Raw genomic sequence first — 6306 nt, 5'->3', positions numbered from 1 at the left:
TTTAAAAAGCCAAAATTAAATAACAAAAAAAGAAGAACCTGAGTCCTTCTTAATTATACGGATATTGCTAAACAACACTATTTGACAAAGAGCCGAAAAAATTTCGAAGAGTTTTTTACTTTAGTTTTCAGCGACCGGTTCCTGGCCAGCATCACTGGTTATTTCTTGATTCTCAGTGTTGACTTGAGGATAATACTCTTGATATTTCAAGGTTTTGTATAAATCAACGGTCGATTCATTGTTGTTTTTAGAAAATAGTGACGTTGATTGACTGCCTAATGTTCGTTCAATCGTCAGTAATTCATTTAGACTATTTTTATAAGTATATTGATCTGGATTGATTGGCGCTAAATGACTACCGGTATAGAAGCGGAGTAAATCGCCATTGTTAATTTTATCTGAAGTTGCCAGTTGTAGATTAACCTTTTCTTGCAATTGTTCAAATTCATTTTGTTGTTCTTCACTTAATTCAGTCATGGCTTCTTGGGTGTCATTGTCATATAAAACGCCATTATAATAAGTGAACGCAGGGGTCATAAATGAGCCGTCTCGAAAAGCAACCACTTCTTGATGTTCGTTTGACAATAAGTCTTGGCCTAATTGAATATAGTTATCAGTGTCAATACCTAATAAATGGAGCAAAGTAGGTAAGCCGTCAATTTGACCGCCAAACGAATGGTTGATACCACCTTTTGTTTGACCAGGGATATGAATCATATATGGGACACGTTGCATTTGTGCGTTATCAAAATCAGTCCACGTATCACTTGTTTTGCCAACTAATTCAGCTAAGTTTTTGTTGCGGCCGTTTGAAATACCATAGTGATCGCCATATAAAACAAAGACAGAATTTTCATAAAGACCGGCTGCTTTTAAGTAAGTGAAAAATTCTTCCACTGCTTTATCTAAATAATTCGCCGTTGCAAAATAACCATTAATTGTATTATCGCTTGTATTTGCTAGTGGGAAACCAGCGTCTTCATCGGTAAATTCAGCATAAGGATAATGGTTTGAAACAGCAATAAATTTTGTATAAAAAGGCTGTTGCAAATGTTCTAAGTATTTAACCGATTGTTCAAAGAAAGGTTTATCGTGTAAACCGTATTGGAATGAGTTTTCTTCATTGACATCGTAATAAGAGGCATCAAAGAAATAATCATAACCAAAGCGAGCATAGGTTTCATTTCGATTCCAAAATGTTTTGTTATTGCCATGGAAAGTAGCGCTTGTATAGCCAGCAACTTGGCCTAAAATATTTGGAGCGGCTTCAAAAGTGTTTTTACCACCAAGTTGTGCGAAGAAAGCGCCTTGGTTCAAACCAAATAAAGAAGTTTCTAAAAGTGTTTCCGCATCACTTGTTTTTCCAGCTTTCACTTGATGGAAAAAGTTATCAAAGCTAAAAGTACTAGAGTCATGGTAAAGCGAATTAACAAAAGGCATGACTTCATGTTCGACACCATTCTCGTCTTTTAATTTGTAATCAATTAGAAATTGTTGGGTACTTTCTAAATGAATATAAATAACATTTTTCCCTTTCGCTAAACCAAAATATTCGTCATTTGGTGCAGCATGGTGTTCTTTCACATAACTAGCAACTTCGTCCATATCGTTGGGACTCGCTTCGGCACGAACTTGATGCGTTTTATACGTTTGTACCGCGTCGTAACCTGTAAAAGCGTTAATACCTAAGTACTTCACTAAGTAATCTCTTGAAAAAGTTCGAGTTAAAAGCCCAGAACGATCTGTTTCGGCTAAAAATAAATTACCAGAAAATGCTAACAGTGAGAGAGCCGTCGCTGCAAAGGCGTAGCGTGCTTTGACCGGGCGTTCATCTTTGCCTAACTTTTTAGCAAAAAAGGCAATCAGTAATCCAATAAAGTCAACCCAATAAAGGACATCGATCCATTCAAACATTTTAATCGTACTACTACTCAAACCACTAGAAACTTTTCCAGCACCTAAAATAGTATTAATTGTAATAAAGTCAGTAAATTCACGATAGTAAACGACATTGGCAAAAAGCAATAACGTCATTAAAAAGTAAATTAAGAAACTTGTCCGATAAAAACTTTTTGTTTTCTTTGCATAAAGCGCAATCGAAAGAAGAAAAAGAGTGGTTGCAATCGGATTAATAAATAAAATAAAATATTGGAACGGGCTTTCTATGCCAAGGTTAAATGCAGTAAAATAAGCAAAAATATTTTTTACCCAAAATAATAACACGAGTAAAGTAAAAAAACCTAGTCGAGTATTGAGTAAATTTAATTGTTTAATTCTTTTCAAAAAACAGTCCTCACTTTCTTGAAACAATTTGAAAGTAGTTTCAATTATCATAGACCATTTTACTAATAGGTCTAGCGAGTGTCAACTGAGGGATAGAAAAACAACGATTTTTTAAGATTTTTTTAGAGAAAATAAGAGGAATATGAGAAAGTCACCAATCTCATGCGTTTGTTTTGTCAAGAATGATTGATTCTATCAGAAAACGTGTGATTGTGTTAAAATGAAGATAAAATAATAAAAGGAATTCAAACGACTTATGAAAATAAAAGTAACGCATTTTGCAGCAAAGAAAATTAAAAATGGTGATCCGCTAATCCAAGAAGACGATTTATTGAAAAAAATTGAAACGACACAGTGGGTTGATTTAATCTCACCGACAAATGAGTGGTTAGCAAAAGGGTATCTAGGAAAACAAAACAAGGGGATTGGTTGGGTGATTACTCAAGAAGTAGGTGAATTAGACCAACTGTTTTTTGAAAAACTTTTTATCCAGGCAAAGCAAAAACGTCAAATGTATTATCAAGAGACAAGCACGACCGCTTTTCGTCTCTTCAACGGTGAGGGTGATGGTTTAGGTGGGTTAACGATTGACTTATATGAGCGATACGTCGTTTTTTCTTGGTACAACGAAACGTTGATTACAAAAAAAGATTTGATTTTACAAGCTTTTCAAGCCGTTTTCCCAGAAGTTATTGGTGCCTATGAGAAAAACCGTTTTCCAGGAAATCAACCTGAAAGCCAATGGATCTTTGGTGAAAAAGCACCAGAACCACTTCTTATTAAAGAAAATAATGTTACCTATGCCACTTACTTAAATGAGGGGTTAATGACTGGGATTTTCTTAGATCAAAAAGAAGTTCGTGGCGCTTTAGTTGACGGTCTAGCAAGTGGTAAAAGAGTTTTAAATATGTTTAGCTATACCGGTGCTTTTTCAGTAGCAGCCGCAATGGGTGGGGCGCTAGAGACGACGAGCGTTGATTTGGCAAAACGTAGCTTAGATAAAACAAGGGAACAATTTTTAGTCAACGGCATCGATCCAGAAACGCAAAAGATTTATGTAATGGATACCTTTGATTATTTTAAGTACGCGAAGAAAAAAGGTCAGACGTTTGATTTAATTGTACTGGATCCACCAAGCTTTGCACGTAACAAAAAGAAAACATTTAGTGTTGCAAAGAATTATGGTGAGCTAATTGAAGATAGTCTTGATTTAATCGAAGAAAAAGGAATGATTATCGCCTCAACGAATGCAGCGAATCTTTCAATTCAACAATTTTCACAAATCATTGAAAAAGCAATGTTGAAGAAAAAGGTTAAATTTGTAAAGACTGCTACTTATCAATTGCCAGCGGATTTTTCGACCTTGCCGTCATTTTCAGAAGGAAACTATTTGAAAGTTTTTTGTTATGAAATTTTAAAGTAAAGGGGACAAGTAAATGAAAAAAATGGATTTTACAACCGGAAAGCCCAAAGTTTGTGTCTCGCTTATGGCAAAAGATTATTCAGATTTAATTGCCCAAGCAAAAGAGCTTAATCAATCGATTGCTGATATTGTTGAGTGGCGCGTGGATTACTATCCTGAAGCAAAAGAAGCTGAAAAAGTGATCGAAACATTGATTGATTTGAGAGAATGTTTAGCGGATAAAACCTTGTTGTTTACTTTTCGAACACTAGATGAAGGTGGGGAACAGGCGATTGGCTTGAACGATTATAAAAAGTTATACTTAGCAGTTGCGCAATCAAAAAAAGTTGATTTAATGGACATTGAACTTTCTTATGCGGAATTTTTAGGTCGGCAATTCGTTCAAGAAATTAAGAACCAAGAAATTCAGGTTATTATTAGTCACCATGACTTTGACAAAACGCCCGATGATGCGACACTGATTTTTAAAATTGGTGTGATGAATCAATTTGGTGCAGATGTTGGAAAGTTGGCGACCATGCCACAATCATTAGAAGACGTGTTGCGCATGTTAGGCTTAATTACAAAAGCAAGAGGGTTTAGCCAGCTGCCGTTAGCGGTAATGTCGATGGGAGAAGTCGGAAAGATTTCACGTGTGAGTGGCGAGTTAATCGGATCGGTCTTAACTTTTGGTGCGGTTGGTGAAGCCTCGGCGCCAGGGCAAATTCCACTGGATCAATTGGTTGAATGTATGAACGCTTTGAAATTATCATAGAAAGAAGTTTTTATCGTGTCAAAGAAAAAAGAAAATAAAACCAACGCGCTAAGATTATTAGAACAACGAAAAATTGTTTACGAAGAACACCACTATGCTTGGTCAGAAGAACACTTGGATGCAAATGAAGTAGCTGTTCAACTTCCTAAAAAAGCACCAGAAGAAATTTTTAAAACCTTAGTTGCACAAGGGAATAAAACAGGAATACTTGTCGCTGTTATTCCTAGCAACCGAGAGTTAGATTTGAAGAAAATCGCTCAAGTTTCAGGAAATAAAAAAGTAGAAATGTTACCATTAAAAGATTTAGAACAAACGACAGGCTATCTTCGAGGAGGTTGTTCGCCAGTCGGGATGAAAAAATTATTTCCAACTTTTATTGATGATTCTGCCCAAAACTTCGCGACGATTGTCGTTTCAGCTGGACGACGTGGTTTGCAAATGGAAGTTAATCCGAATGACTTATTAAAAGTCATCAAAGGTCAATTTGTTCAAATAACAAAAGAATAAAAGTGTCCTTCGAATGTTATCGAAGGACACTTTTTTTAAGACATGGAAAAATAACTAGCAATTTCAGCGGCGTGGCTACCAGCACTGTGCCCTGTACAAAAAGCAGCCGTAATATTAAATCCTCCAGTATAGCCATTCACGTCAATCAATTCCCCTGCAAAAAATAAACCTGATAAAATTTTACTTTCCATTGTTTTAGGATTGATTTCTTTTAAATCAATCCCACCACCCGTGACAAAAGATTTTTCAATTGGCAGGGTTTGGTCAATTTGTATTGGAAAAGCTTTGAAAATCGCCACAAGCGCTTCTTTTTGATTTTCTAAAATTTGTTGACTCGGTAAGTCAGTTAAATGCAGTTGATCTAAATAAAAAGTTAATAAGCGCTCAGGTAAAAAAGCATGTAGGGCATTTTTTACGCTTTTTTTTGAATGATTAAGCGTCTCTGAAATTTTTGCTAAAAGAGCCGCTTCACCCATTTCTGGGAAACAATCTAGTAAGACGGTGACTTTTTCTTGTTTTTCAAGTAATTGGTTGACAAAAGATGAACAACGAAGGGCAGCTGGACCCGAAATGCCAAAATGGGTAAACAATAAATCCATTTTGTGTGCGGTGACTTCTTTATTTTTTTCGTCCACGACGGTTAATAAAATATCTTGCAAAGAGATGCCTTGTAAAGTCTTTGCTTGAATGAACGCTTCTTTTGATAAAAGAGGCGATTCTGTCGCATACAAAGGGGTAATGTGATGCCCCACTCTTTTTGCTAGACGGTAGCCATCTCCAGTTGAGCCAGTTGAAGGATACGTTCGTCCGCCAGTTGTTAAAATAACACAAGGCGCATAAAAAGATTCGAATTCAGTCTCAACGCCGGTTACTTGCTGTTTTTCATGAATAACTTTTGTAACCGAAGTATTCATCGCAAAAGTGACATTCAAAGCTTGCATTCGTTCAACTAAGGCATTGACAATCGTTAGTGACTTATTGGTTACAGGAAACATTCGCCCATGATCTTCTTCTTTTAGAGCGACCCCTTGTTCTGCGAAAAAAGCCATGATGTCGTAGTTATTGAATTGCGAGAAAGTACTATATAAAAATTTGCCATTGCCTGGGATATGCCGGATTAAATCGTCCACTTCTCGATTGTTTGTTACATTGCATCGTCCCCCGCCTGTCATCAATAATTTTTTTCCAAAGCGTTTGTTTTTTTCAATCATTAAGACTTGCGCCCCATTTTGTGCAGCGGCAATTGCTGCCATCATCCCACTTGTTCCGCCACCAACAACGATGACATCATAGTTTTTTTTCAAGAAAAATTCCTCCGTTTGATTATTTTTTGTGGAAA

Annotated in this window: 5 protein-coding genes; 3 read left to right on the top strand and 2 right to left on the bottom strand. The window is 36.2% G+C overall.

Going from position 1 to position 6306, the window contains the following annotated elements; all coding sequences use genetic code 11:
• Positions 1-120: 120 nt before the first annotated feature.
• A complete protein-coding gene (locus JOD14_RS10550) occupies positions 121-2283 on the bottom strand; it encodes an LTA synthase family protein (RefSeq protein ID WP_239576178.1) in 2163 nt (720 codons plus the stop codon).
• Positions 2284-2539: 256 nt separating this feature from the next.
• Here JOD14_RS10550 and JOD14_RS10545 point away from each other — a divergent pair, with 256 nt between their 5' ends.
• The 3 genes from JOD14_RS10545 to ybaK are packed head-to-tail and all read left to right on the top strand — an operon-like array spanning position 2540 to position 4967.
• The gene (locus tag JOD14_RS10545) at positions 2540-3706 is read left to right on the top strand and encodes a class I SAM-dependent rRNA methyltransferase (RefSeq protein WP_204654752.1); all 1167 of its coding nucleotides are present in this window, start codon (positions 2540-2542) and stop codon (positions 3704-3706) included.
• A 13-nt stretch (positions 3707-3719) separates the two neighbouring features.
• Positions 3720-4460 carry a type I 3-dehydroquinate dehydratase gene (gene aroD, locus JOD14_RS10540; protein WP_239576177.1) on the top strand — a complete coding sequence of 247 codons (741 nt, stop codon included), beginning with the start codon at positions 3720-3722 and terminating at the stop codon, positions 4458-4460.
• A 15-nt stretch (positions 4461-4475) separates the two neighbouring features.
• Positions 4476-4967, top strand: a complete 492-nt coding sequence (gene ybaK / locus JOD14_RS10535; RefSeq protein ID WP_204654751.1) for a Cys-tRNA(Pro) deacylase — start codon at positions 4476-4478, stop codon at positions 4965-4967.
• Between the two features lie 35 nt (positions 4968-5002).
• Here the strand turns inward: ybaK and JOD14_RS10530 are convergent, their stop codons facing one another.
• Complete coding sequence (locus JOD14_RS10530; RefSeq protein ID WP_204654750.1) at positions 5003-6271, bottom strand: BaiN/RdsA family NAD(P)/FAD-dependent oxidoreductase; 1269 nt, start codon at positions 6269-6271, stop codon at positions 5003-5005.
• Positions 6272-6306 lie beyond the last annotated feature (35 nt).

The sequence above is a fragment of the Enterococcus lemanii genome (genome assembly GCF_016909125.1).
GTDB classification, from domain to species: domain Bacteria; phylum Bacillota; class Bacilli; order Lactobacillales; family Enterococcaceae; genus Enterococcus_I; species Enterococcus_I lemanii.
The sequence above is the reverse complement of the archived record's forward strand: the minus strand, read 5'-3'. Positions and strand labels throughout refer to the sequence as shown.

Bases quoted from the DNA above. Each gene is read 5' to 3' on its own strand.
- JOD14_RS10545 (WP_204654752.1), top strand. From the start codon at position 2,540: ATGAAAATAAAAGTAACGCATTTTGCAGCAAAGAAAATTAAAAATGGT.
- aroD (WP_239576177.1), top strand. From the start codon at position 3,720: ATGAAAAAAATGGATTTTACAACCGGAAAGCCCAAAGTTTGTGTCTCG.